Raw genomic sequence first — 23,384 nt, 5'->3', positions numbered from 1 at the left:
GGGCGGTATTCCTGTCTTGTTATTGTTGTATTCAAGGCACAGCGATGCAGCTAGAGGATGAACTGGGGTTCGGGCAAGCCCTTGACGCCGGGGTTGAGGGCAAACACGCCGCCGGACAGTGAACTGTCACGCTGATCGTCACGAATGGAGGTGACGTACAGGGTGTCCAGGCGACTGCCGCCAAAGGCGCACATGGTGGGTTTTTTTACCGGTACGGTGAGGGACTGGTCGAGTCGACCGTCCGGGGTAAAGCGGTGGACCAGGCCGGCATCGTTGGCGCAGATCCAGTAGCAGCCATCGGCGTCTACCGCTGCACCGTCGGGCCTGCCGAGAAAGTCATGCATGTCGACAAACACGCGACGGTTGGACGGCGTGCCGGTGTCGATGTCGTAGTCGAAGGCCCAGATCTGCTGCACCAACGGGTGGGAATCGGAGGCATACATCGTGCGGCCATCCGGGCTGAAGGCCAGGCCGTTGAGGGTCATAAACCCCTCCAGTTGCGCGTGGGGCGTGGCGCCAGACGCATAGCGATAAAGCACGCCTTCGGCCGCGTTCAAACCCATATTCAGCACCATGCTGCCGGCCCAGAAGCGGCCCTGGCGATCGCAGCGGCCGTCGTTCAAACGCATGTCCGCGCGCGAGTGTTCGATGTGGGCCAAGGGCGTCGTGTCGAGGCTGCCGTCAGTGTGGGGTGTGAGTTGGAAGAAGCCGGTTTGCATGCCGGCCACCCAATTACCTGCTTGGGTGCGTGCAATGCAGGCGAGCATCTGCGGGGCTTTCCAGGCGCTCAGGTGCCCGGTAGAGGCATCCCAACGTTGCAGGCCGCCGTTGGGGATGTCCACCCAATAGAGGGCGTTTTCTTCGGGCACCCACACCGGGCATTCGCCCACGGCGTTGCGGGCATCGACAATCAGTTCTGCAGTCATGGCCACTCATTCCCTTGGGTTGCTGTACTCAGTCACCGAATGGGCCTGCCGCGCAGAACGCGCCGCCCTGATAAATCTTCGCCGGGTCATCATCTGCGACTGGCGGCTGGGCCTCGACCTGGGCGCGGAACACTTCGGAGCTGTCCTTGGGCGCAAAACCCAGGTGCGCGGCGTAGCGGTTATCCCACCAGGTGTCGAGGTTGGCCGACATGCCGTAGACCACGGTATGGCCGACGTCGGGCGTGTACAGCGCGCGTTCGAGCAATTGGGTCAGGTCATCGAAACTCAGCCAGGTGTGCATCATCCGGCGGTTCTGCGGCTGCGGGAACGAGGAGCCGATGCGGATGCTCACGGTCTGGATGCCATAACGGTCAAAGTAAAAACTTGCCATGTCTTCGCCGTAGGACTTGGACAGGCCGTAGTAGCTGTCCGGACGGCGCGGGGAGTGGGCGTCGAGTTGTTCACCCTGTTTATAGAAGCCAATCACGTGGTTGGAGCTGGCGAAGATCACACGCTTTACGCCATGGCGGCGGGCGGCCTCGTAGATATGGAAGATGCCGCTGATGTTGGCGCCGAGCACTTCTTCAAACGAGCGCTCTACCGACACACCGCCAAAATGCAGAATGGCGTCGACGCCTTCCACCAACTGGTGCACGGCTTGCTTGTCGGACAGGTCACAGGTGTGCACTTCTTCGCGGGTATCGATGGCGGGGGCCATGTCGGCGATATCCGACAGGCGCAGGACCCTGGCGTAAGGGCGCATACGTTCGCGCAAGACTTTACCCAGCCCGCCGGCGGCACCAGTGAGCAGCAGGCGGTTGAAGGGAGCGGGGGTAGTAGTGGTCATGGGCTTTCCAGATTTTTGTTGTAGGTTGTCGTATGACTATAGAGAAATAGTGTTAGGGATTCCTTGTGTTGTCAACGTCCGCTCCTCTGCAGGAGCGAGCTTGCTCGCGAAAAACGTCAACGATAACGCGTGTTCCTGATTAAACGCGGCGCCCATGGGTTTCTCGCGAGCAAGCTCGCTCCTACAAAAGCCCTCCCACACTTAGAGCAACGAAATCGGGTAGCTGATAAAAATCCGGTTCTCATCGAACTCGTTATTGCTGAAATCCCGGCGCATGGTCGAGTTGCGCCACTTCACATTGAGGTTTTTCAGTGCGCCGCTTTGCACCGTATAGGCCAATTCCGATTCACGCCCCCATTCCTTGCCGTCGGTGATCGCGCCGGTGTGCACGTTACTGCCGCTGATATAGCGGTTCATCAGGGTCAGCCCCGGAACGCCGAGCACCACAAAGTTGAAGTCATGGCGCACCTGCCAGGATTTTTCCCGGGCGTTGTCATAGCTGGAGTTGTAGCTGTCGTTGGCCAGCGTGCCGCCGCTGGTGCCGTTGATGCGCATCCATACACTGTCGCCGGTGAGCTTTTGCAGGCCCACGTAAAAGGTGTGGCCGTTGTATTTGGCCGAGAGCAGGGCGAACAGGGTCTTGTTGTCGAGGTCGCCGGCCAGGGCGCTGCCGTCTTCCTTGCCGTTGAAGAAACCAAGGTTGGCGCCCAGGGTCCAGTCGCCCACCGGCTGGCTGTGGGTGAGGTTCAGATACTGTTGCTGGTAGATATCAGTGAGTTCGGCGTACCACAGGCCGACCTGGGTGCGCTTGTCGTTGAAGGTATATTCGCCCCCGCCGAAGTTGAACCGGTCGGACGTGAATGCGGCTTTGCCGTTCATGAACATGTCTTCCATGCTCGCATCGTTGCGCGGGCTGTTGCCGCGAAACTGGCCGCCGTAGAGGGTCAGGCCGGCGATCTCGCTGGACGTGACCTGACCGCCGCGAAAGGTCTGGGGCAGGGAGCGGCCATCGTCGGAACGCAAGATCGGCAGCACCGGCATCCACTCGCCAACTTTCAGCTCGGTCTTGGACAGCCTGGTTTTCAGCGCCACCCCAAGGCGTCCGAAATTGTCGGCGGGGCGGCCGTCGTCATGCACCGGCAGCAGTTGGGTGCCGGCCGTGCCTTTACCGCCATCGAGCTTTTGCGAATACAGGCCCAACACATCAATCCCGAACCCGACGGTGCCTTGGGTAAAGCCGGATTTGGCGTCGAGGATGAAGTTCTGGGTCCACTCTTCGGCCTTGCCCTGGGAGTTGGCGGGGTTGGTGAAGTTTCGATTGAAATAGGCGTTACGCAAGTTGAGCGTGGCCTTGGCGTCATCGACAAAGCCTTCGGCGCTGGCGCCCAGAGGCAGGGTGATGGCGAGGCTGCCTAGACCGATAAGGCCAAGGCGCGAGCAGGAATGACGGGCGAGTTGACTCACAGTGAGGCTCCCTTTTCTTTTGTTGTTTTTATTATTTGTTATACGTCGTCGTACAACATTGAGCGGGATATTTGCGGGGTTTTCCGGGCATGTCAAGCATAAGTTATACGATGACCGGGTATGGGCTTGCCCTAATGCCAGTCAGTCAAGCGATCATCGCCTACAGAGGGCAAGGCCTCTCCCACATTAATTGAATTGCAAAGTACTTTTCAGCCAGCCATGACCATTGGTGGCAAGGTGCCCAGCAGGGACACAGCGGCCACGGCTGCAATACCCAGCAGCCATTCCATCATCACACTGGCTTTCAAACTGCCCAGGCGCTGTTCGCAGCGTTCGATACGCAACCGGTTCAGCAATGCCAACCCCAGCATACCCAGCACCAACCCCACCTTGATCAGCAGGATCAAGGCAAACCCATCGAACAGCGGCGTAGGCCATAGTTGCCCGGTGAGCACGCGCACATTGATCAGGCCGGTCACCAGCAGGCCCGCGACGAGGCCATAACCTACGCCGCTGAAGCGCCGCAGAATCGGCTCCAGGCGATGCTCCCGGGCGTGTCTCAGGATTAAAACCAGCACCAGCAACCCACCCAGCCAGGCCCCTACGCACAGCAGATGCACTACCTGGTTGAGGATCAGCAATCGCCCATTCAGCCCGTCGAGCATGGCGCCATGGCCTACCGGCGCCAGGGTCGCCAGCAGCAGGGCAGTCAGCGGCAAGCGCAGGGCCGGCCAGGGTTTGATCAGCACGATCACCAACAGAAAATTCAGCAGCAGGTGCCAGGCCCATACCTGGCCGAAGAAGGTCTTGCCCAGCACCAATTGCACGGTGGCCGGTTGCAGTGCTGCGGCCCAGCTGCCGGCCATGCTGGCAGTGATCAACAGCAGCCACACTACGCCGGAAACCAGCCCCACACAGGCCAGGCCGCGGGTGATGCGCAGTAGTTGCCGGTCCAGCACCGGCTGCACTGTGGCGCCGAGCAGCCAGGGCCTGAGCACACAAGCCCCGAACATCAGCAGTACGACGATAAAATGCAGGAAGCGGCACAGCACCAGCAGGGTTGCCATGGGTTACTGGCCGACCTTGAAGTTGAATTCACCGCTGCTCTTGTGGGTGTCGACCGACACCGCATTCCACACGACCTTGTAATTGCCGGTCGCGAGCGGTGCGGCAGGGGTCACAACCAGGACTTTCTTGTCGGCGTCCGGGGTTTCCAGGCCCTTGATGGCGATTTCAGTACCGTCCTTGCTCAGGGAGACTTTGGTGAAGGTGGCTTCGACACCTTCGCTGAAGGTCAGGCGCAGATCGGCGGGCGCAACGACGGTGGTGTCAGGCGCAGGCGTCGAACTTTTGAGGTGAGCATGGGCAAACGCCGTTGAGGCGCCAAGCAGGGCAGTGAATAGGGCAGCAGCCGTCAGGGACTTCTTGATCAACATTGTTCAATACCAATCAGAGGATAGGAACCGGCAGTGTACGAAGTTTCGGCTCGGCCTGTCGCCCCGATCTAGAGCTGGTGGTAGTCTCTAACCCGTGTTGTTGTCAGGGAGCCCTTATGGGCAATCACAAGATCGGAATCCGTCGGGTCAACGTCGAAAAAATCCTGCTGGCCGCGGAAAAAGTCTTCGCTGAAAAAGGCTATGGCAGTACCGCCATGGCCGACATTGCCGAAGAGGTGCAGCTGCCGCGCTCTAACCTGCATTATTACTTCACCACCAAAAGCGAGCTGTACAGCGCGGTGCTGTTCGACCTGCTGGAGCTGTGGAAGCAGGACGCCTTGAGCTTCGAAACCTTCGATGACCCGCGGGTGGTGCTCAGCAGCTATATTCGCGCCAAGATGCAGCGCTCGCGCACGCGCCCTTACGGCTCGAAGGTCTGGGCCAATGAAATCATCCACGGCGCGCCCACGCTCGGTGAGGCCCTGGATGAAAGCCTGTACGACTGGGCCAAGATGAAGGAAGCGAAGATTCGCCAATGGGTGCAAGACAAACGCATCCTGCCGGTGGAACCGTCGAGCCTGCTGTACATGATCTGGGCATCGACCCAGCACTACGCCGACTTTGATCACCAGGTGAAAATCTTGAATGATCACCAGCCGTTGTCGGATATGCAGTTCGAGAAAGCGATTCAGACGGTGACCAGTGTGATTTTGCGGGGGATCGGGTTGGAGCCTTGAATATTGTAATGAGGCTGAGGGCCTCATCGGGGGCAAGCCCCCTCCCACAGTGGATCTATGTGAACCTGATCAAATGTGGCAGGGGGCTTGCGCCCGATAGCCATGGGTATCTACACAACTTTTGTAGCCACTGCCGACGCTAACCACGATGCGAAGCGAGCCGCTCTTGCTCTTGCTCTTGATCTGCTTTTGATCTTAGGCGCCCCGTTAAACCACGCTGGCCGGAATTCGACAGGGATTTGGGGGGTAAACCGGCAGGGATGCCGGTTTAGCCGCCCCGCGCCATGGATGGCGCGGGGCGGCGGCCCCCCAGATCCATGGCGGATTACGGGCACACCGAGCCTAAGCGAGGTGCCGAGTGGTGGGGCAAGAGCGCTTTGGTTACTTTCGCGCCTTTCGAAAGTGACCCGCTGTAAAAGCGGAACCCTAAGTGGCCGTTACCGCAGAAATGGATATGTACTCGGTCTGATCCAGCATCCTGGTCGGCTCTTAGGCCTCCATCGGGGGCAAGCCCCCTCCCACAGGTCCGGCTAGATACCTATGCCGCGATGGCGGTCTAAAAGGCCTACACAGCTTCGCGATAAGGATTGCGTGGGTCCTGCGTCCAATTCAAAAACGGCTTGCCCGTGTCCATCGGCACCATCTCAATACAGTCCGCCACCGGGCAGGTGATCTGGCACAGGTTGCAGCCCACGCACTCATCATCAATTACTTCGTACTTATGCGTGCCATCCGCCTGCTTCAAACTGGCGATCGCCTGGTGCGAAGTGTCCTCACAAGCAATGTGGCAACGCCCACAGCCGATACACGCCGCCTGGTCGATCCTGGCGATCACCTGGTAGTTGATATCCAGGTACTTCCAGTCTGTGGTGTTACCCACAGCCCGCCCGGAAAATGCCTGCAGGCTGGTGTAACCCTGGCTGTCCATCCAACGCGACAGCCCGTCCTTCATCTCGTCCACAATCCTGAAGCCATGCAGCATCGCCGCCGTGCACACCTGCACCGCGCCGCAGCCCAGGGCGACGAATTCCGCGGCATCGCGCCAGTTGCCGATACCGCCGATGCCGCAAATCGGCAGGCCCTGGGTCTGTGGGTCGCGGGCGATTTCGGCGACCATGTTCAGTGCTATCGGCTTGACCGCCGAACCGCAGTAACCGCCGTGGGTGCTCTGAGTGCCGACCACCGGCAGGGCGACCATGCGCTCCAGGTCTACGCTGGTGATGGAGTTGATGGTGTTGATCAACGACACTGCGTCCGCACCGCCGCGATACGCTGCTCTTGCTGCCACGCGGATGTCGGTGATGTTGGGCGTGAGCTTGACGATCACCGGCAGCGAGCAATACGTCTTGCACCAGCGTGTCACCTGTTCCACATACTCCGGTACCTGGCCGACCGCTGCGCCCATGCCACGTTCGGGCATCCCGTGGGGGCAGCCGAAATTCAGCTCGATGCCATCGCAGCCGGTCGCCTCCACCAGGGGCAGGATGTTTTTCCAGGACTCCTCAACGCAGGGCACCATCAGCGATACGATCAGGGCACGGTCGGGCCAGTCCTTTTTCACCTGGGTGATTTCCCGCAGGTTGATCTCCAGGGAGCGGTCGGTGATCAGTTCGATATTGTTGATGCCCAGCACTTCACGATTCGCCCCGTAATGCGCAGAGTAGCGTGATGACACGTTCACTGCCGCCGGGTCTTCACCCAGGGTTTTCCACACCACGCCCCCCCAGCCGGCTTCGAACGCGCGAACCACGTTATAGGCTTTGTCGGTGGGCGGCGCGGAGGCCAGCCAGAAGGGGTTGGGGGCTTTGATACCGGCGAAGACTATCGAGAGATCGGCCATTACGCAGCCTCCACATTCAGCATGAGTTGGGCGTGCATGGCCTCGGCGGCCAGCTTGCCATGTTGCACGGCTTGCACGGTGAGGTCCTGGCCGAGGCTGACGCAATCGCCGCCGGCATACACGCCGGGGATACTGGTGCGCAGCTGTTCATCGACAAAGATGCGCTCACCCACACGGTGCAGTTGCTGAGCCAGCGGGTCGTGCAGTGCCTCGTTGCCGAAGCCTTGGCCGATGGCCTTGAAGATCGCATCGGCGGCCAGTTCGAAGGTTTCTCCCGTCGGTAGCAAACGACCCTGTTCCAGGTGGGTGCGGGCGAAACGCATACCGCGTACACGGCCCTGCTCATCGAGCAACACTTCGTCGGGCTGGGCCCAGGTCAGCAGCCGCACTTGATTGGCCTTGGCAATGTCTTGTTCGTGATGGGTAGCGCCCATGTCCGTCAGGCCGCGGCGGTACACAAGGTTTACATCGCGGGCACCGAGGCGAGCCATTTGCACGGCCATGTCGATGGCGGTATTGCCAGCGCCGAGCACGATGCAGCGGTCGGCCAGGGGCAATTGGGTGAGGTCATCGGCCTGGCGCAGTTCGCGGATGTAGTCGGTGGCGGCGAGCAGGCCGGGGGCGTCTTCGTGCGCCAGACCCAGTTGTTTGCTGGCCGCCAGACCGAGGCCGAGGAACACCGAATCGAATTGCTGGTGCAGTTCGCTCAAGGTCAGGTTGTGGCCCAGGCGCTCGCCGTGGCGGATTTCGATACCGCCGATTTGCAAAAGGAAATCCAGTTCCTGCTGGGCAAAATCATCCACCAGCTTGTACTTGGCGATCCCGTATTCATTCAGGCCGCCGGCTTTTTCCCGGGCTTCGAAAATCACCACGTCATGGCCGTGCAAGGCGGCGCGGTGGGCGCAGGCCAACCCCGCAGGCCCAGCGCCGACCACGGCGATGCGTTTGCCGGTGGGCGCGGCGCGCTGGAACGGGTGTTCGCTGAAGTGCGCGTTGTCGATGGCGTAGCGTTGCAACAGGCCAATCAGTACCGGCGCGCATTCTTCGGCGTTGTTACGCACGCAAGCTTGCTGGCACAGGATCTCCGTGGGGCAAACCCGTGCGCAACTGCCGCCGAGGATGTTGGCCGAGAGGATTTTCTGCGCGGCGCCTTGCACGTTCTCGGTGTGGATATTGCGGATGAACGATGGGATGTCGATATCGCTGGGGCATGCATTCACGCATGGCGCGTCGTAGCAGTACAGGCAGCGCGAGGCTTCCAGGTGCGCTTGCCGGGCGTTGAGCGGCGGTGCCAGGTCAGTGAACTGGCTGGCGAGGGTGGCCGCATCATCACGGGGGTGGGGGAGGTGGGTCAGGGTCTGGATCACGGTATTGGCCTCACGGTTATTGAGGGGCTGCCTCTGATGGGCATTGGTTTTTTTTACCTGTTCACGGCAACTGGCTTGCAAAGCGCTGCCCGCTTGCTCAACTGCTCGAACACCGACGGATACGCCGGCCGCTCCACATACCGTCCGGCCCCTCGCTCGGCGCGCAGGTCGCCATCGGCCCAGACCAGCTTGCCCTGGCTGATGGTGTGGCTGGGCACGCCGCGTACGGTCTTGCCTTCAAAGATGTTGAAGTCGACTTGCTGGTGGTGGGTCTTGGCCGAAATGGTTCGCGTGCCGTCAGGGTCCCAGAGCACCAGGTCGGCATCGGCGCCGACGCGAATCGCACCTTTACGGGGGTAGAGGTTGAAGATTTTCGCGGTGTTGGTGGAGGTCAGCGCAACGAACGCTTGCATCGACAGGCGCCCGGTGTTGACGCCTTCGTGCCACAGCAGCGCCATGCGGTCTTCGATACCGGCGGTGCCGTTGGGGATTTTGCTGAAGTCGTCACGCCCGGCGGCTTTTTGCTCGGCGCAGAAGCAGCAGTGGTCGGTGGCGGTGGTGTGCAGGTTGCCCGATTGCAGGCCGTGCCACAGGGCCTCCTGGTGCCCGCGCGGACGGAACGGCGGGCTCATGACGTAGCCGGCGGCGGTCTGCCAGTCCGGATGCTGGTAGACACTGTCGTCGAGCAGCAAGTGGCCGGCGAGTACTTCACCGTACACCGCCTGGCCCTTGCCCCGGGCGTAGGTGATTTCATCCAGCGCTTCTTTGGTCGACACATGCACCAGGTACAGCGGCGTGCCGATGGTCTCGGCAATTCGTATTGCGCGGCTGGCCGCTTCGCCTTCCACCTGAGACGGACGCGACAGCGGGTGGGCTTCCGGCCCGGTGATGCCCTGGGCCATCAGCTTGCGTTGCAGGTGATACACCAGTTCGCCGTTTTCCGCATGGACGGTGGGCACCGCGCCCAGTTCCAGGCAGCGTTCGAAGCTGGCCACCAGGGTATCGTCGGCGGCCATGATCGCGTTCTTGTAAGCCATGAAATGCTTGAAGCTGTTGATGCCGTGATGGCTGACCAGCTCGGCCATTTCCTCGCGCACCTGCTCGCTCCACCAGGTGATCGCCACATGGAAGCCATAATCGGATGCGGACTTTTCGGCCCAGCCGCGCCACTGGTGGAAGGCTTCCATCAAGGATTGCTGCGGGTTGGGAATCACAAAATCGATGATTGAAGTGGTACCACCGGCCAGGCCCGCGGCCGTACCACTGAAAAAGTCTTCGCTGGCCACGGTACCCATGAAGGGCAGTTGCATGTGGGTGTGGGGATCGATGCCGCCCGGCATCAAGTATTGGCCGCTGCCATCGAGTAGTTCAGTGCCTGCGGGAATATCCAGATTCGTGCCAATGGCCCGGATTAGACCGCCTGCGCATAACACGTCGGCGCGGTAACTTTCATCATGGGTAATAACGGTTGCGCCACGGATCAACAGCGACATGTCGAGTTCCTCACAGGCTTGACCGGCTTATGCCAGTTCTAAGTTGTAATACCGCCAGTCGATGATTGATTAATTCCTGTCATCGGTGACAGGAATAGAAACTAGCCCGAGTTTTTCGATTGGGCAAGTAGATTTTTTTCAAGCTTTGAATTAAATCAAGTTATTGATTTTAAAGGTAAAAATAACAAAATCACCAAAATGTAGCGGTAGCTCACCATTTTGACGCACTTGACAGCTTCGCTTTTTGAGCAACATTTCTTATTGCAAATCAGACGCTTGAGATATGCCTCTTGACGGCGCTGAAAAATAAAAATAATTGTGTTGCACCAGATTGAGACCTGAGGGTTCAGGCAACTTGCGCAATGGGTCGCCTGAATAACGCGGCCATTAACTCAGGCTCACTTGGAAAGCTGATAAACATCAGCACGTTATAAAAGCGGTGCGGGTTCAGCCGCCGTTGTCGGCACGGTAATTGAGTGCAAAGGCGACGGGTCGGAACCCGAGATGTCATGTTGTTTATGCGGTACTCCGGCCTCCTGCACACCGCGTGCAGGTGAGCAAAATAATTTTAAAAAACCGTGGAGCGGCCATGCAACAGAACAGATCGCAAGTCATCGAGCGCAACGGCCTGTACGAACTCGACGCCGGCCCCGACGTCCTCGACAGCCCTCGCTACAACCACGACATGGCACCCACCAAGGTGCACGAGCGCACCTGGAACAAATGGCACATCACCGCCTTGTGGGTCGGCATGTCGATCTGCGTGCCGACCTACACGCTGGGCGGGGTACTCACCGCGTATTTCGGCTTATCGGTGGGCGAGGCGCTGATGGCGATCCTGCTGGCCAATATCGTGGTGTTGATCCCGCTGACGCTCAACGCGTTTCCCGGCACCAAGTACGGCATCCCGTTTCCGGTGCTGTTGCGCTCGTCATTCGGCATTCTTGGTTCCAACGTGCCGTGCCTGATTCGCGCGCTGGTGGCCTGCGGCTGGTTTGGCATCCAGACGATGTTTGGCGGGTTGGCGATTCACCTGTTTCTCGGCTCCATTTTCGAAGGCTGGAAGTCGCTGGGCGGCACCGGTGAAGTGATTGGCTTCATGATTTTCTGGTGCCTGAACCTGTGGGTGGTGCTGCGCGGTGCCGAGTCGATCAAGCGCCTGGAAACCCTGTCGGCGCCGTTGTTGGTGGCGGTAGGCATTGGCCTGCTGGTATGGGCGATGCCGAATGTATCTCTCAGCGAACTGATGGCGATCCCGCCCAAACGCCCCGAAGGCGCAAGCCTCACCGGCTACTTCATGGCCGGCCTGACCGCAATGGTGGGCTTCTGGGCCACCTTGTCGCTGAACATTCCCGACTTCAGCCGCTACGCCAAGAGCCAGAAAGATCAGATCCTGGGGCAGATCTTCGGCCTGCCGTTGACCATGTTTTTGTTCGCCGCCCTCGGCGTGATCATGACCGCCGCCTCGGTGAAGTTGGTGGGCGTCAGCGTCTCCGACCCGGTGACCCTCATTGGCCATATCCAGAGCCCGGTGTGGGTAGCTGTGGCGATGGCGCTGATCATCGTCGCCACCCTGTCCACCAATACGGCGGCGAACATCGTTTCGCCCACAAACGATTTCCAGAACATCGCGCCCAAGCTGATCAATCGCACCACCGCGGTGATCCTGACCGGCCTGGTAGGGCTGGCGCTGATGGCCCATGAACTGCTGAAAAAACTTGGGTTGATCGTCTCCGATGTCAGCCTGGAGACCGTCTACTCCAACTGGTTGCTCGGCTATTCGAGCCTGCTGGGCCCGATTGCCGGGATCATGGTGGTGGACTACTTCATCACCCGCAAACAGCAACTGGACCTGGCAGGACTTTACCGTGATGACGTGTACCCGGCGTGGAACTGGAGCGGGTTTATCGCCTTTGGCGTACCGGTGGTACTGACCCTGTTGTCGCTGGGCAGCGATGCGTTCAGTTGGTTCTACAGCTATGGCTGGTTTACCGGTTCGGCGTTGGGTGGGGTGTTGTATTACGGGCTCAATGCCAAGCGCGGTATCAACCCGGTCGCTGCCAAATCATCCTTGTGAACACAGTCCAATCATAAGAAATACAGCCTGAGGAGATCCCCATGAACGCTGCCCTCGACGTTCTGCAATCGACCCATCAGCACATCAACCGCGACCGCCTGTGGCAGTCGCTGATGGACCTGGCCAAGCTCGGCGCCACCCCCAAGGGCGGGGTGTGTCGCCTGGCGCTTACCGACCTTGACCGCAAGGCCCGTGATCTCTTCGTGCAGTGGTGCGAGGACGCCGGCTGCACCGTGACCATCGACGGTATCGGCAATATCTTCGCCCGTCGCCCCGGGCGTAATGCGGAGCTGCCGCCGGTGATGACCGGCAGTCATATCGATACCCAGCCCACCGGCGGCAAGTTCGACGGTTGCTTCGGTGTACTGGCCGGTGTGGAAGTGCTGCGCACCCTTAACGATCTCAAGATTGAAACCGAGGCGCCGCTGGAAGTGGTGGTGTGGACCAACGAAGAAGGCTCGCGGTTTCCACCGTGCATGATGGGTTCCGGGGTGTTCGCCGAAAAATTCAGCCTGGCCGATACCCTGGCCAAGGTCGATGCGGACGGCGTCAGCGTCGGTGATGCGTTGAATGCCATCGGCTATGCCGGGACGCGCCCCGAGAGTGGGCATAAGGTTGGCGCCTATTTCGAGGCGCACATCGAGCAAGGGCCGATTCTTGAGGATGAAAAGAAAACCATCGGCGTGGTCCTCGGCGCCCTCGGGCAGAAATGGTTCGACCTGAAACTGCGCGGCGTTGAAGCCCATGCAGGCCCAACGCCTATGCACCTGCGCAAGGATGCCCTGGTGGGCGCGGCAGCTGTGGTGGCGGCGGTGAATGCGGCGGCGCTGGGGCATCAGCCGCACGCCTGTGGCACGGTGGGTTGCCTGCAGGCGTATCCAGGATCGCGCAACGTGATTCCGGGTGAGGTACGCATGACCCTGGATTTCCGCCATTTGGAGCCGGCTCGACTGGACTCGATGATTGCCCAGGTGCGCCAGGTGATTGAAGACACCTGCGCCAAGCATGGCCTGAGTTACGAAATGGAACCCACCGCCGACTTTCCGCCGCTGTACTTTGACAAAGGCTGCGTCGACGCCGTGCGCGATGCGGCCAATGGGTTGGGCCTGTCGAACATGGATATTGTCAGCGGGGCAGGGCACGACGCAATCTTCGTCGCCGAGCTTGGCCCGGCGGGGATGATCTTCGTGCCGTGTGAAGGTGGCATCAGCCATAACGAGATCGAAAATGCCGCGCCGGATGATCTGGCGGCGGGGTGTGCGGTGTTGTTGCGTGCCATGGTGGCAGCTTCAGCAGCTATCGCCAGCGGTTGAAATGTGGGAGGGGGCTTGCTCCCGATGACGGTGTGTCAGTCAATTTATCTGTAGCTGACCCGCCGCTATCGGGAGCAAGCCCCCTCCCACAGGGGGCCGCGTTGTTCATACATTATGTGTCTAGCGCAGAACCAATGTGGGAGGGGGCTTGCCCCCGATGGCGGTGGTGAGCTCAGGCGCCAGGTTGCCAGCCACCGCCGAGTGCGGTCACAAGCCCCACACTCGCCAGCAACTGCCGCGTCTGCACGGCCTGTAATGTCCGCTGCGCCTGTAGCGCCGCTGTCTGTGCGGTGACCACATCCAGATAACTCACCGCCCCCGCCTGGTAGCTGTTCATTGCCAACGCCTGGGTATGTTGCGCCGCCTGCGCTGCCGCCTGTTCATCCTGGGCTTGCTGCTGCAAGTCCCTCAGTTGCGCCAGGTTGTCTTCTACCTCTCGCACGGCTTGCAACACATGGCTACGGTACTGCGCGGACGCCTCTTCAAACTCGGCCTTGGCTTGGCGCTCATTGGCACTCAACCGCCCGCCATCAAAGATCGGCAAGTTCACCAACGGCCCCAACGCCCAATAGCGATTACTCGCTGACAGCAGATTACCTGCGCCTTGCGTCTGCCCTCCTATCAACCCGGTCAGGCTGAAATCCGGGTACCACGCTGCCTTGGCTACGCCGATATTTGCGTTGGCGGCAAACACCCGGCGTTCAGCCGCGGCAACGTCCGGGCGACGTTGCAGCAAGTGGCTTGGCAACTGCGAGGGAATCCTGGGCAAGGCCAGCAACTGCGGGCTGGGCGGCAATGAAAAATCGCTGGCCGCCACGCCCACCAACGCGCCGATTGCGTGCTCGGTCAGGTTGCGTTGCCCGCGCACTTCATCCAGTTGCGCCTTTGCCTCTGCCAGTTGATTTTGTGCACGGGTCAGGTCCAGCTCCGAGGCAATCTGGCCTTCGTAGCGACTGCGCGTCAGTTGCAGCGCCTGGCTGAAGTCCGCCAGTGAGCTGTCGAGTATCCGGCTCTGCGCATCCAGGCCATTGAGCTGCACATACAACGTCGCCAACTGCCGTTGCAGGCTCAGGCGCGCCACCGCCAAATCATCGCTGGACGCCTGTGCCTGGGCGTCGCCGGCTGCGACCTGATTGCGGATCTTGCCCCACAGGTCCAGGTCGTAGCTCAACGAAAACCCGGCGGTATTGCTGTTGTAAACCGACGGCTGCGTCGTACCGCGCAAGGGTCTCGCGTCCGATTGGCGCTGGCGCAGTGGTTGTGCGCTGGCGCTGATCTGCGGGAACAGCCCAGCGTGCAACTGACTGGCATACGCCTGGGACGCATCGAAGTGCGCCAGTGCTGCAGCCAGGTCCGGGTTGTCGTTGAGCAGTTGCTGTTGCAGCTTATCCAAGGTTGGATCGTTATAGAGCTGCCACCATTGGGGCGCCAGTTGATCCGACGGTTGCGCGCTGTGCCATGGGCCGTCGCTGGTCTGCTCGCGGTAGTGAGCGGGCAGGCCAATCGCCGGCGCGGTGTAGGTCGGTGCCATGGAGCAACCCTGCAACGCCAGCAGCATCACCACCGCAAGCGGTTTAAGCCTTGGGCGCATGGGCACCTCCGGCGGCGTCGGCCAGTTGCACCGGGTCGCCTTCGCGCAGGGCATCGGGCGGGTTGTCGATGATCTGGTCGGCGGCTTTCAAACCCTGGTCGATCACCAGGCGCTCGCCCAGGTCCAGGCCGATATGGATAGCTTGTAGGTGCACGTGATTCTGCCCATCCAATACCGCCACTTGCGTGCCCTGGGCGCGGAAGATCAAAGCGCTGGCCGGGATGCTCACGCCGTGGGTATCGGCCGGAATCGGCAGGCTGGCTTCGGCGTAGTCACCCGGCAGCAGTTCGCCGCTGGGGTTGTCGACGACGAACTGGGCGAGCAGGGTGCCGGAGCGGCGGTCGATAGCGGTGGAGTCACCGATCAGGCGCGCCTTGAAGTGTTTGCCGGGGTGCTCGGGCACGGTCAACTCGGCTTCCAGGCCTGGATGAATCACCGCCGCGTAGTTCTGCGGCACCGGCACATACAGGCGCAACTGGTGGGTGTCGGCAAGGGTGAACAGCGCCAGATCGCTGTCGGTGTCGGCCTTGATCAACTGACCGATATCGGTATGCCGCGCAGTGATGGTGCCGGTGAAAGGCGCGCGCAAGGTCTTGTAGCCTTCCAATGCTGACAAGCGCGCGTAATCAGCGGCGGCAGCCTCGGCATTGGCGGTGGCAGCAGCGGCATTCGAGGTTTTTTCATCGGCCTCCTGACGCGACACCGAATGGCTCGCCAGCAGGTGCTGCCAGCGCGTGGCGGTGGTGGCGGCCAGGCGCGCATTGGCCTGTTGCTGGATCAGCCGTGCGTGGGTCTGCGCCAGTTGCTGGTCGAGGTCAGGGCTGTCGATTTCGGCGAGGGTTTGCCCGGCCTTGACCTGCGTGCCCATATCCACTTTCCAGTCTTTCAAGTATCCGCTGACCCGCGCATGGATCGGCGCCGTGCTCCAGGCTTCCAGATGTGCCGGCAAGCGCAGGGTATCGCCGGCCGTGTTCTGTTGGGGTTGGAACACCATCACTTGGGGAATGGCCGCCGTTTCGGTCCAGGCAGCGACGGATCGTTCGTGCAGCGTGCGGGCGTGCAAGCCGCTGGCGACCAGCAGGGCGGCCAGGGTCAAGCCGCCGACACCCATCAGCATTAGACGCTTGCGCGAGGGTTTGTGATCAGACGACATGGGGCGTTTCTCCAGCAATTGCGCGAGTAGGGTGACGGCCGTGGACCAGGCTGAAGACCACGGGTACAAACAACAGGGTGGCGATGGTGGCGAAGATCAAGCCGCCGATAACGGCGCGACCCAGCGGCGCGTTTTGCTCCTCGGACAGCGCCAGCGGCAACATGCCGATGATCATGGCCAGGGCGGTCATGCATACGGGGCGAAAGCGCGTGTAACCGGCTTCCATCGCGGCTTTCAACGCGTCGCCATGTTCGGCCAGGCGTTCACGGCAGAAGCTCACCACCAGGATCGAGTTGGCGGTGGCCACGCCCATGCACAGGATGGCGCCGGTGAGGGCGGGAACCGATAACGAGGTGCCGCTGAGGAACAGCATCCACACGATCCCCGCCAGTGCGGCCGGTAACGCCGTGATGATCACAAAGGGATCGGCCCAGGACTGGAAGTTGATCACGATCAGCAGGTAGATCAGCACCACCGCGCCAAGCAGGCCAAAGCTCAAGCCACTGAATGCCTCGTGCAGCGCATCGATCTGCCCGTGCAGGCTGATGGTCGCGCCTTTGGGGCGCATGGACGCTGTGTCATCCAGCACTTTTTGCACATCACGGGCCACGCCGCCCAGGTCGCGACCTTGCACGTTGGCGTACAGGTCCAGGGTCGGCTCGATGTTGTAGTGGGTGACCACTGCCGGGCTCTGTACGCGGGAGATGGTCGCCACCCCACCGAGGATTTGCGATTGGCCGTCGGCACCGGTCACCGGCAGGGCTTCCAGTGACGGCAGGCTGTCGAGACGGTATTGCGGGGTGGCGGCGACGATGGAGTAGGACACACCATTGGCCGGGTTGAGCCAGAAGGTCGGCGCCACCTGGGAGCTGCCCGCCAGGGAAGCGACCATGCTATTGGTCACGTCTTTTTCGGTAATGCCCAAGCCGTTGGCGCGCAGGCGATCGACATTGACCTGCAACGAGGGGTAACCGGTGGACTGCTGGATACGCAGGTCGGCAATGCCCGGTACGTGTTGCAAGCGTCGTTCGAGTTCTACGGCGTAAGCGCGGTTTTCTGCATCATTGCGCCCGGAGATTTTCACATCCAGCGGGGCCGGTGCGCCGAAGTTCAGAATCTGGCTGCTGATGTCTGCCGGCAGGAACGCGAAATGGCTGCCGGGGAAACTTTGCGGCAGCGTCTCGCGCAGTTTTTTTACGTAGTCGGCGGTGGGGGCGTGGTGCTCTTTCAGGGTGACCTGAATATCGCCATCCTGGGGGCCGATGGTGCCGCTGCTGCTGTAGGCCATGTCGATACCGCTGAGGGGGATGCCGATGTTGTCGACGATGGTGTCCAGTTCGTCTGCGGGAATGACCTCGCGAATGCGTGCTTCGATGCGATCGAACGCAGCGGCGCTTTCCTCGATTCGCGTGCCCAGCGGCAAGCGCACGTGCAGCGCCAGGGCACCGGCATCGGTGGCCGGGAAAAAGTCCTGGCCCAGGCTTGGCAGCAACAGGAATGAGGCGAGCACGCAGGCGAGGAAGCCGACAATAAAGCGCTTGCGTGCGCTCAGTGCCAGCGTCAGCAAACCATGGTAGGTGTCACGGATATTGGAGAAGTGGCGCTCAAAACCCTGCTGGAAATTCAGCACCGATTGCAGCAAGCCATTGCGCGGTTTCGCGTGTTGCTCACCTTCATGGTGGTTGATGAATTCGTCCTCGGGATGGTGCCCCACGCCTTGCTCCGGCGTATGCGGCTTGAGCAGGAACATCGCCAGCGTCGGCACCAGGGTGCGCGAGAGAATGAACGAACTGGCCATGGCAAAAATCACCGCCAGCGCCATTGGCCGGAACAGATAACCGGCGATGCCTTGCAGCAAAAACATCGGCACAAACACGATGCAGATGCACAGCAGCGAGACGAACGCCGGGCCGACGATTTGCGCGGCTCCGTCGAGGATCGCAGTTTTTACCGCCTTGCCTTGTTCCAGGTGCCAGTTGATGTTTTCAATGGTCACCGTGGCGTCGTCCACCAGAATCCCCACCGCCAACGCCAGCCCGCCGAGGGTCATCACGTTGAGGGTTTGCCCGCTGACCGCCAGCAGCGCGATGGCCGAGAGCACCGCCAGCGGAATCGACGCGGCGATGATCAGCGTTGAGCGCCAGCTGCCGAGAAACAGCAGGATCATCGCACTGGTGAGCAGCGCCGCAATGATGCCTTCCTGCGCCACGCTGCCCACCGATTGCTTGACGAATACCGAGGCATCGCCCAGCAGCGAGGTTTTCAGCGAGGGCGGCAGGGTTTCGTTGATGCGTGGGAGCATCTGGCGAATGCCGTCGATGATCGACAGGGTCGAGATGCTGCCGTTCTTCAACGCCGGCATCAGCACTGCGCGATGGCCGTCGACGCGCACGATATTGGTCTGTGGCGGCGAACCGTCGCGCACGTGAGCGACCTGGCCGATGGTGATGATCGCGCCGTCTACCGTCTTGATCGGTAGATCATTGAGTTCATCGATGGCCTTGGGGCTGTTGTTGAGCAGGATCGTATATTCGTTGGTGCCCAGCTTGGCGGTACCCACCGGGATGATCTGGTTCTGCAAGGCCAGGGCATTACCGACGTCCTGGGCCGACAAGCCCTTGGCCGCCAGTGCCTGGGGATCGAGGTCGAGAGTGATCTGACGCTGCTTGCCGCCCATCGGCGTGGGCATGGCCAGGCCGGGCAGGGCGCTCAGGGGCAGGCGGATATTGTTCTGCACCAGATCGCGGATCCTGGCTTCCGAAAGGCTCGGGCTGGAGAATGCCATTTGCAGGATCGGCACCGTGGATGCGCTGTAGTTAAGGATCAGTGGCGGCGTGATCCCCGGTGGCATCTGCTTGAGCACGGTTTGCGACACCGCCGTAACCTGGGCGTTGGCGGTGCGGATATCGACGCCGGGCTGGAAGAAGATCTTGACGATGCCCATGCCGGGCAACGATTGCGATTCGATATGTTCGATGTCATTGACGGTGGTGCTCAAGGAGCGTTCGTAGGTGTAGATCACCCGCCCGGCCATGGCGTCCGGCGACAGCCCGTTGTACTGCCACACCACCGCGACCACGGGGATGCCGATATCGGGGAACACATCAGTGGGCGTACGCAGGGCCGCCATGGGCCCGATGATGCAGATGAATATGGCCAACACGATAAAGGTGTACGGCTTTTGCAGTGCGGTCTTTACCAGCCCGAGCATGCGTGAGTCTCCGAGAAGAGCAGGATTGCAAACCCCGGCAGTCTTGCCCGACCCACCTAACACGCACCTTTCAGCCAGGTGAAGGAAGATTTAGGTAATGGCTGAAGATCGTTTCATTTGTATTCATTTGTTCTACAAACGCCGGCTCTTCAAGCTTGTCAGCCATCGGATACGTCTTTTTTGATGCCCTTTGGAGCCCTGCGATGTCACCCAAAACCCTGTTGTTGCTGCCCATGCTGAGCGTTGTTGTGTTGCTGTCGGCCTGTGCCGGCCCGTTGCCCAAAGCCGACCCGAGCCAAGCCTGGATCGGTCTGAAAGAAGAAGCGCCGAATGACCTGATGGCCGAGCGTGTTGACGGTAAACGTGTCGATGATGGGCGCTACTTTGAAGTCAGCCCCGGTGACCATCGGCTGGACGTGACCTTGTTTGAAGACGAACCGGGCGACGACAACCAGCAACACTGCCAGGGCCGGGTGGAATACAAGCACTTCAAGGCGGGTGAGCATTACACGCTGGAAGAGTCGAGCCTGGGCACCACGGTGCGCGCATCCCTTAAGGACGGTCACGGCAAGGAAATCGCCGCCACTCAAGACTTCAATTGCATGCCTGGCTAGGCGTGATGGGCCGTCGCCTTGGCAGGCTCGGCGGGCTCGGCAGGTTTGACGTGGGGGTGATGATGCCGGCGCGTCACACGCATCACCCCCCACAACATGGCCGCAGCCACCGCCAGCCAACCACAGATCAACAGAAAAATCGTCGTCGCAAGGCTCATTCTGGCCTCCTTTCGCCCACTTGGGCACACACAGTCTTCTCAATGGACAGTCTAGCTACGCGGCGGTTGCCTGCTATTGACCAATGGTCGAGTCTGTCCAACTCGTTTGTTCTATCGTCACGGCTTTACTGTCCTTGTCGGCTATAGATCTAAGGCCCTCTGTAGGAGCGAGCTTGCTCGCGAAAAACTGACAGGCACCGCGTTTATCCAGGAAGCTCGCGTGATCGTTGACGTTTTTCGCGAGCAAGCTCGCTCCTACAGCATAGAGAAAGCGCGATTGGGCTATGATCGAGGCCTTTACCGGCAGTTGATCAAGAGAGTCCAAATTGCGCTTACGGTCGAACGTTAAAACTTCCTTGCTGCTGGCTGTCGCCTTGGGGCTGGCAGCTTGCTCCAGCCAACCCTCAAAGCTATCGGGCCTGCCGGAGCGTGTTGAGCTCAACGGCGTGCCGACCTTTCGCAGCGAGGCTTATCAGAGCGGTCCTGCGGCACTTGCCAGCATGCTGTCGCAACAAGGCATTGTCATGACACCGGGGTTGCTGGACAAACCGCTGCGCCTGCCAGGTGCTGAGGCGAATCTGGAACTCAACATGCAAGTGCTGGCGCGTGAATACGGGCTGATGGTGTACCCGCTGGACGCCAAGCTGACCGCAGTGCTGGCGCAGGTGGCGGCGGGTTACCCGGTGATGGCACGGATCAACTCCAGCTTTTGGTCCGGGGCGCGTTATGTCGTCGTCGTGGGCTTTAACCAGCAGAAAAGCACGGTGTTGCTGCGCTCAGGCATGGAGCGCCGGCTGATCATGAGCTTCAGCGACTTCGAGTCGGCATGGAAGAGCGCGGGGCACTGGGCGATTGTGACTCAGCGCCCGAGTCAGTTGCCGGCGAATGTGGATGCGCAGCGCTGGCGCGATTCGGCGAATGCAACGGCCCAGGCCGGGCAAGAAGGGGCGGCGGCCCAAGCGCTCAAGGTTCTGGCAGAACGCAAATAAAAATGAGGGAGAGGCTTGCCCCTCCCACATTAGTTCGCGGTGTTCAGTGATGTTGGTGAAGGTTAGCGGCGCACTTCTACCGCATTGCGGTTTTTCAGATTCTTGTCAGCCTTGTAGCGCAACGCCACATCCGGCACTGGCCCGCCCTTGCCGGTTTCGACCCAGCTGCGAATACGGCTGGCATCGGCAAAATGGGTGAACTTGCCAAAGGCATCCAGAATTACCAGCGAAACCGGACGGTTGCCCATGCTCGTGACCAGCACCAGGCAGTGCCCGGCCTGGTTGGTGAAACCGGTCTTGGTCAGCTTGATATCCCAATTGGCGCGGTTGATCAGGTGGTCGGTGTTGGAGAAACCCAGGGTGTAGTTGGGCTTGCGGAACGCCACAGTCTTTTCCTTGGTGGTGCTCAACTGGCTCAGCATCGGGAATTTACGCGCATACGCCAGCAGCTTGCTCAGGTCGCGGGCGGTCGAGACGTTATGGATCGACAGGCCGGTGGGCTCCACGTAGTGGGTGCTGGTCATACCCAAAGACTTGGCCTTGGCGTTCATCGCCGCAATGAACGCCGCGTAGCCACCCGGATAGTGGTGGGCCAGGCTCGCGGCGGCGCGGTTTTCCGAGGACATCAGCGCAATCAGCAGCATTTCCTTGCGCGGCATCTGGCTGCCGATCTTCACTCGGGAGAACACGCCTTTCATCTCGGGCGTGTCGGTGATGTTGATGTCGATGTACTCGTCCATGTTCTGCTTGGCTTCGAGGACGATCAGGCCGGTCATCAGTTTGCTCACGGAGGCGATGGGAACCACCACGTCAGGATTGCTGGAATAAATGACTTTATTGGTTTGCAAGTCCACCAGCATGGCGCTGCCGGAAGCGATTTGCAGCTTGGAGGCATCACGCGGGGCCAGGGTGGATTCGGCGGCGTGGGCGAAGGTGCCTGTCAAAGCGAAAAACAGGCCGACAATAGAGAGACGAATTTTCACGCGGATGAACTCGCTAAAAAAGTAAGGAAATACCGTTCGGGAACGGGTGATATGACAAATGACGTTACATTTTAGGAGTATGGATCAGAAACTGTCGAATGTTCTTCGAGAACCGAATGAAAGTGCTTAAAAACTAAGAAAAAACAGTTTTTTCTCAGGTAATAAAAAGCCCCGCGCTAAGGCAGGGCTTTTTCATTACGCCTGGTTATTAACCGTGCAGGGTTTCTGCTGCGTACAAGGTATTTTCCAACAGGCAGGCGCGGGTCATCGGGCCGACACCGCCGGGCACTGGGGTGATCCAGCCGGCGCGGGGCAGGGCGGTATCGTAGACGACATCGCCGACCAGCTTGCCGTCGTCCTGGCGGTTGATGCCCACGTCGATAACGATGGCGCCTTCCTTGATCCACTCACCTTTGACCAGGCCCGGTTTGCCGGCAGCGACCACCACCAGGTCGGCGCGGCCCACGTGGCCGGCCAGGTCCTTGGTGAAGCGGTGGGTGACGGTCACGGTGCAGCCTGCCAGCAACAACTCCATGGCCATCGGGCGACCGACGATATTGGAGGCGCCCACCACGACTGCGTCCAGGCCATATAAATCGATCCCGGTGCTTTCCAGCAGGGTCATGATGCCCTTGGGCGTGCATGGGCGCAGCAGCGGGATACGTTGGGCCAGGCGGCCGACGTTATAAGGGTGGAAACCGTCGACGTCTTTGTCCGGGCGGATGCGCTCCAGCAGTTTGGAGGCGTCCAGGTGCTCAGGCAGTGGCAGTTGCAGCAGGATGCCGTCCATCTGCGGATCATCGTTGAGGCTGTCAATCAGGTCGGTCAGGGCCTGTTGAGTGGTGTCCGAAGGCAAGTCGTAGGCCTTGGAAATAAAGCCGACCTCTTCACAGTCTTTACGCTTGTGCGAGACATAAACCTGAGAGGCAGGATCGCTGCCGACCAGGATCACCGCGAGGCCAGGCGTGCGCAGGCCTTGCTGGCTGCGCTCGGTGACTCGTTTGGCGATCTGCTGGCGCAGGCTGGCGGCGATTGATTTGCCGTCGATAAGTTGTGCAGTCATTACGCGTGATTAACCATCGAGAGGGGGAAGAAAAGTGCGCGCATTCTCGCATGCCAAGGCGCGAGGGCAAAGGCGCTTGGTCTGCAAATTGCCCTAACCCCTTAAATAAAATCAGTTTTTTT

Annotated in this window: 19 protein-coding genes; 5 read left to right on the top strand and 14 right to left on the bottom strand. The window is 60.5% G+C overall.

The features are described 5' to 3' along the window. Nucleotides 1-50: 50 nt before the first annotated feature. The 5 genes from TX23_RS00530 to copC all read right to left on the bottom strand — a co-directional run bounded on the left by TX23_RS00530 (nucleotide 51) and on the right by copC (nucleotide 4,673). Nucleotides 51-926, bottom strand: a complete 876-nt coding sequence (locus TX23_RS00530; protein WP_057700555.1) for an SMP-30/gluconolactonase/LRE family protein — start codon at nucleotides 924-926, stop codon at nucleotides 51-53. 28 nt (nucleotides 927-954) lie between these two features. Further along, on the bottom strand, nucleotides 955-1,773 hold the full coding sequence (locus tag TX23_RS00525) for an NAD-dependent epimerase/dehydratase family protein (RefSeq protein WP_057700554.1): 819 nt from the start codon (nucleotides 1,771-1,773) through the stop codon (nucleotides 955-957). A gap of 201 nt (nucleotides 1,774-1,974) precedes the next feature. Beyond that, nucleotides 1,975-3,237: an OprD family porin gene (locus TX23_RS00520; protein ID WP_057700553.1), complete on the bottom strand. Its 1,263-nt coding sequence runs from the start codon at nucleotides 3,235-3,237 to the stop codon at nucleotides 1,975-1,977. Nucleotides 3,238-3,446: 209 nt separating this feature from the next. Next, nucleotides 3,447-4,304 carry a copper homeostasis membrane protein CopD gene (gene copD / locus TX23_RS00515; protein WP_057700552.1) on the bottom strand — a complete coding sequence of 286 codons (858 nt, stop codon included), beginning with the start codon at nucleotides 4,302-4,304 and terminating at the stop codon, nucleotides 3,447-3,449. A gap of 3 nt (nucleotides 4,305-4,307) precedes the next feature. Continuing rightward, on the bottom strand, nucleotides 4,308-4,673 hold the full coding sequence (gene copC / locus TX23_RS00510; RefSeq protein WP_057700551.1) for a copper homeostasis periplasmic binding protein CopC: 366 nt from the start codon (nucleotides 4,671-4,673) through the stop codon (nucleotides 4,308-4,310). A gap of 116 nt (nucleotides 4,674-4,789) precedes the next feature. Between copC and TX23_RS00505 the strand changes: the two genes are divergently transcribed. Then, nucleotides 4,790-5,410 carry a TetR/AcrR family transcriptional regulator gene (locus tag TX23_RS00505; protein ID WP_005789320.1) on the top strand — a complete coding sequence of 207 codons (621 nt, stop codon included), beginning with the start codon at nucleotides 4,790-4,792 and terminating at the stop codon, nucleotides 5,408-5,410. Between the two features lie 565 nt (nucleotides 5,411-5,975). Here TX23_RS00505 and preA read toward each other — a convergent pair. From preA to hydA, 3 genes are read right to left on the bottom strand one after another with little or no spacing between them, the layout of a single operon-like run. Next, on the bottom strand, nucleotides 5,976-7,250 hold the full coding sequence (gene preA, locus TX23_RS00500) for an NAD-dependent dihydropyrimidine dehydrogenase subunit PreA (protein ID WP_057700550.1): 1,275 nt from the start codon (nucleotides 7,248-7,250) through the stop codon (nucleotides 5,976-5,978). Then, complete coding sequence (locus TX23_RS00495) at nucleotides 7,250-8,617, bottom strand: NAD(P)-dependent oxidoreductase (protein ID WP_057701124.1); 1,368 nt, start codon at nucleotides 8,615-8,617, stop codon at nucleotides 7,250-7,252. Before TX23_RS00495 ends, preA begins: the two co-directional genes overlap by 1 nt. A gap of 53 nt (nucleotides 8,618-8,670) precedes the next feature. After that, nucleotides 8,671-10,110: a dihydropyrimidinase gene (hydA, locus tag TX23_RS00490; protein ID WP_057700549.1), complete on the bottom strand. Its 1,440-nt coding sequence runs from the start codon at nucleotides 10,108-10,110 to the stop codon at nucleotides 8,671-8,673. 589 nt (nucleotides 10,111-10,699) lie between these two features. Between hydA and TX23_RS00485 the strand changes: the two genes are divergently transcribed. Both TX23_RS00485 and TX23_RS00480 read left to right on the top strand, forming a co-directional pair. Beyond that, on the top strand, nucleotides 10,700-12,187 hold the full coding sequence (locus TX23_RS00485) for an NCS1 family nucleobase:cation symporter-1 (RefSeq protein ID WP_057700548.1): 1,488 nt from the start codon (nucleotides 10,700-10,702) through the stop codon (nucleotides 12,185-12,187). A gap of 41 nt (nucleotides 12,188-12,228) precedes the next feature. Beyond that, nucleotides 12,229-13,500 (top strand): Zn-dependent hydrolase, encoded by a 1,272-nt coding sequence (locus TX23_RS00480; RefSeq protein ID WP_057700547.1) that lies wholly within the window; start codon nucleotides 12,229-12,231, stop codon nucleotides 13,498-13,500. Between the two features lie 172 nt (nucleotides 13,501-13,672). On the opposite strand, the gene TX23_RS00475 is transcribed toward TX23_RS00480, so the two are convergent. Genes TX23_RS00475 through TX23_RS00465 form a run of 3 tightly spaced genes read right to left on the bottom strand, consistent with a single transcriptional unit; the run spans nucleotide 13,673 to nucleotide 19,455 of the window. Continuing rightward, nucleotides 13,673-15,091, bottom strand: coding sequence for an efflux transporter outer membrane subunit (locus TX23_RS00475; RefSeq protein WP_057700546.1), 1,419 nt, complete (start codon nucleotides 15,089-15,091; stop codon nucleotides 13,673-13,675). Then, nucleotides 15,075-16,244: an efflux RND transporter periplasmic adaptor subunit gene (locus TX23_RS00470; protein WP_057700545.1), complete on the bottom strand. Its 1,170-nt coding sequence runs from the start codon at nucleotides 16,242-16,244 to the stop codon at nucleotides 15,075-15,077. Before TX23_RS00470 ends, TX23_RS00475 begins: the two co-directional genes overlap by 17 nt. Continuing rightward, the gene (locus tag TX23_RS00465) at nucleotides 16,234-19,455 is read right to left on the bottom strand and encodes an efflux RND transporter permease subunit (RefSeq protein WP_057700544.1); all 3,222 of its coding nucleotides are present in this window, start codon (nucleotides 19,453-19,455) and stop codon (nucleotides 16,234-16,236) included. Before TX23_RS00465 ends, TX23_RS00470 begins: the two co-directional genes overlap by 11 nt. Nucleotides 19,456-19,658: 203 nt before the next feature. On the opposite strand from TX23_RS00465, the gene TX23_RS00460 reads away from it, so the two are divergent. Next, nucleotides 19,659-20,069: a PA0061/PA0062 family lipoprotein gene (locus tag TX23_RS00460; protein WP_057700543.1), complete on the top strand. Its 411-nt coding sequence runs from the start codon at nucleotides 19,659-19,661 to the stop codon at nucleotides 20,067-20,069. Here TX23_RS00460 and TX23_RS28125 read toward each other — a convergent pair. Further along, the gene (locus TX23_RS28125) at nucleotides 20,066-20,227 is read right to left on the bottom strand and encodes a hypothetical protein (protein WP_167346914.1); all 162 of its coding nucleotides are present in this window, start codon (nucleotides 20,225-20,227) and stop codon (nucleotides 20,066-20,068) included. The genes TX23_RS00460 and TX23_RS28125 overlap by 4 nt on opposite strands. 326 nt (nucleotides 20,228-20,553) lie before the next feature. On the opposite strand from TX23_RS28125, the gene TX23_RS00450 reads away from it, so the two are divergent. Further along, on the top strand, nucleotides 20,554-21,216 hold the full coding sequence (locus TX23_RS00450; RefSeq protein ID WP_057700541.1) for a peptidase C39 family protein: 663 nt from the start codon (nucleotides 20,554-20,556) through the stop codon (nucleotides 21,214-21,216). A gap of 62 nt (nucleotides 21,217-21,278) precedes the next feature. Here the strand turns inward: TX23_RS00450 and pbpG are convergent, their stop codons facing one another. After that, on the bottom strand, nucleotides 21,279-22,199 hold the full coding sequence (pbpG, locus tag TX23_RS00445) for a D-alanyl-D-alanine endopeptidase (RefSeq protein WP_057700540.1): 921 nt from the start codon (nucleotides 22,197-22,199) through the stop codon (nucleotides 21,279-21,281). Nucleotides 22,200-22,407: 208 nt separating this feature from the next. Continuing rightward, complete coding sequence (gene folD / locus TX23_RS00440) at nucleotides 22,408-23,262, bottom strand: bifunctional methylenetetrahydrofolate dehydrogenase/methenyltetrahydrofolate cyclohydrolase FolD (protein WP_057700539.1); 855 nt, start codon at nucleotides 23,260-23,262, stop codon at nucleotides 22,408-22,410. Nucleotides 23,263-23,384: the final 122 nt, after the last annotated feature.

Origin of the sequence: Pseudomonas paralactis (assembly GCF_001439735.1) — a bacterium.
In the GTDB taxonomy this organism is placed as follows: domain Bacteria; phylum Pseudomonadota; class Gammaproteobacteria; order Pseudomonadales; family Pseudomonadaceae; genus Aquipseudomonas; species Aquipseudomonas paralactis.
Note: the sequence above shows the minus strand (reverse complement) of the source record. Positions and strands in the feature narration are given on the sequence as shown.

Bases quoted from the DNA above. Each gene is read 5' to 3' on its own strand.
- TX23_RS00530 (WP_057700555.1), bottom strand. From the start codon at position 926: ATGACTGCAGAACTGATTGTCGATGCCCGCAACGCCGTGGGCGAATGC.
- TX23_RS00525 (WP_057700554.1), bottom strand. From the start codon at position 1,773: ATGACCACTACTACCCCCGCTCCCTTCAACCGCCTGCTGCTCACTGGT.
- copD (WP_057700552.1), bottom strand. From the start codon at position 4,304: ATGGCAACCCTGCTGGTGCTGTGCCGCTTCCTGCATTTTATCGTCGTA.
- copC (WP_057700551.1), bottom strand. From the start codon at position 4,673: ATGTTGATCAAGAAGTCCCTGACGGCTGCTGCCCTATTCACTGCCCTG.
- TX23_RS00505 (WP_005789320.1), top strand. From the start codon at position 4,790: ATGGGCAATCACAAGATCGGAATCCGTCGGGTCAACGTCGAAAAAATC.
- preA (WP_057700550.1), bottom strand. From the start codon at position 7,250: ATGGCCGATCTCTCGATAGTCTTCGCCGGTATCAAAGCCCCCAACCCC.
- hydA (WP_057700549.1), bottom strand. From the start codon at position 10,110: ATGTCGCTGTTGATCCGTGGCGCAACCGTTATTACCCATGATGAAAGT.
- TX23_RS00485 (WP_057700548.1), top strand. From the start codon at position 10,700: ATGCAACAGAACAGATCGCAAGTCATCGAGCGCAACGGCCTGTACGAA.
- TX23_RS00480 (WP_057700547.1), top strand. From the start codon at position 12,229: ATGAACGCTGCCCTCGACGTTCTGCAATCGACCCATCAGCACATCAAC.
- TX23_RS00475 (WP_057700546.1), bottom strand. From the start codon at position 15,091: ATGCGCCCAAGGCTTAAACCGCTTGCGGTGGTGATGCTGCTGGCGTTG.
- TX23_RS00470 (WP_057700545.1), bottom strand. From the start codon at position 16,244: ATGTCGTCTGATCACAAACCCTCGCGCAAGCGTCTAATGCTGATGGGT.
- TX23_RS00465 (WP_057700544.1), bottom strand. From the start codon at position 19,455: ATGCTCGGGCTGGTAAAGACCGCACTGCAAAAGCCGTACACCTTTATC.
- TX23_RS00460 (WP_057700543.1), top strand. From the start codon at position 19,659: ATGTCACCCAAAACCCTGTTGTTGCTGCCCATGCTGAGCGTTGTTGTG.
- TX23_RS28125 (WP_167346914.1), bottom strand. From the start codon at position 20,227: ATGAGCCTTGCGACGACGATTTTTCTGTTGATCTGTGGTTGGCTGGCG.
- folD (WP_057700539.1), bottom strand. From the start codon at position 23,262: ATGACTGCACAACTTATCGACGGCAAATCAATCGCCGCCAGCCTGCGC.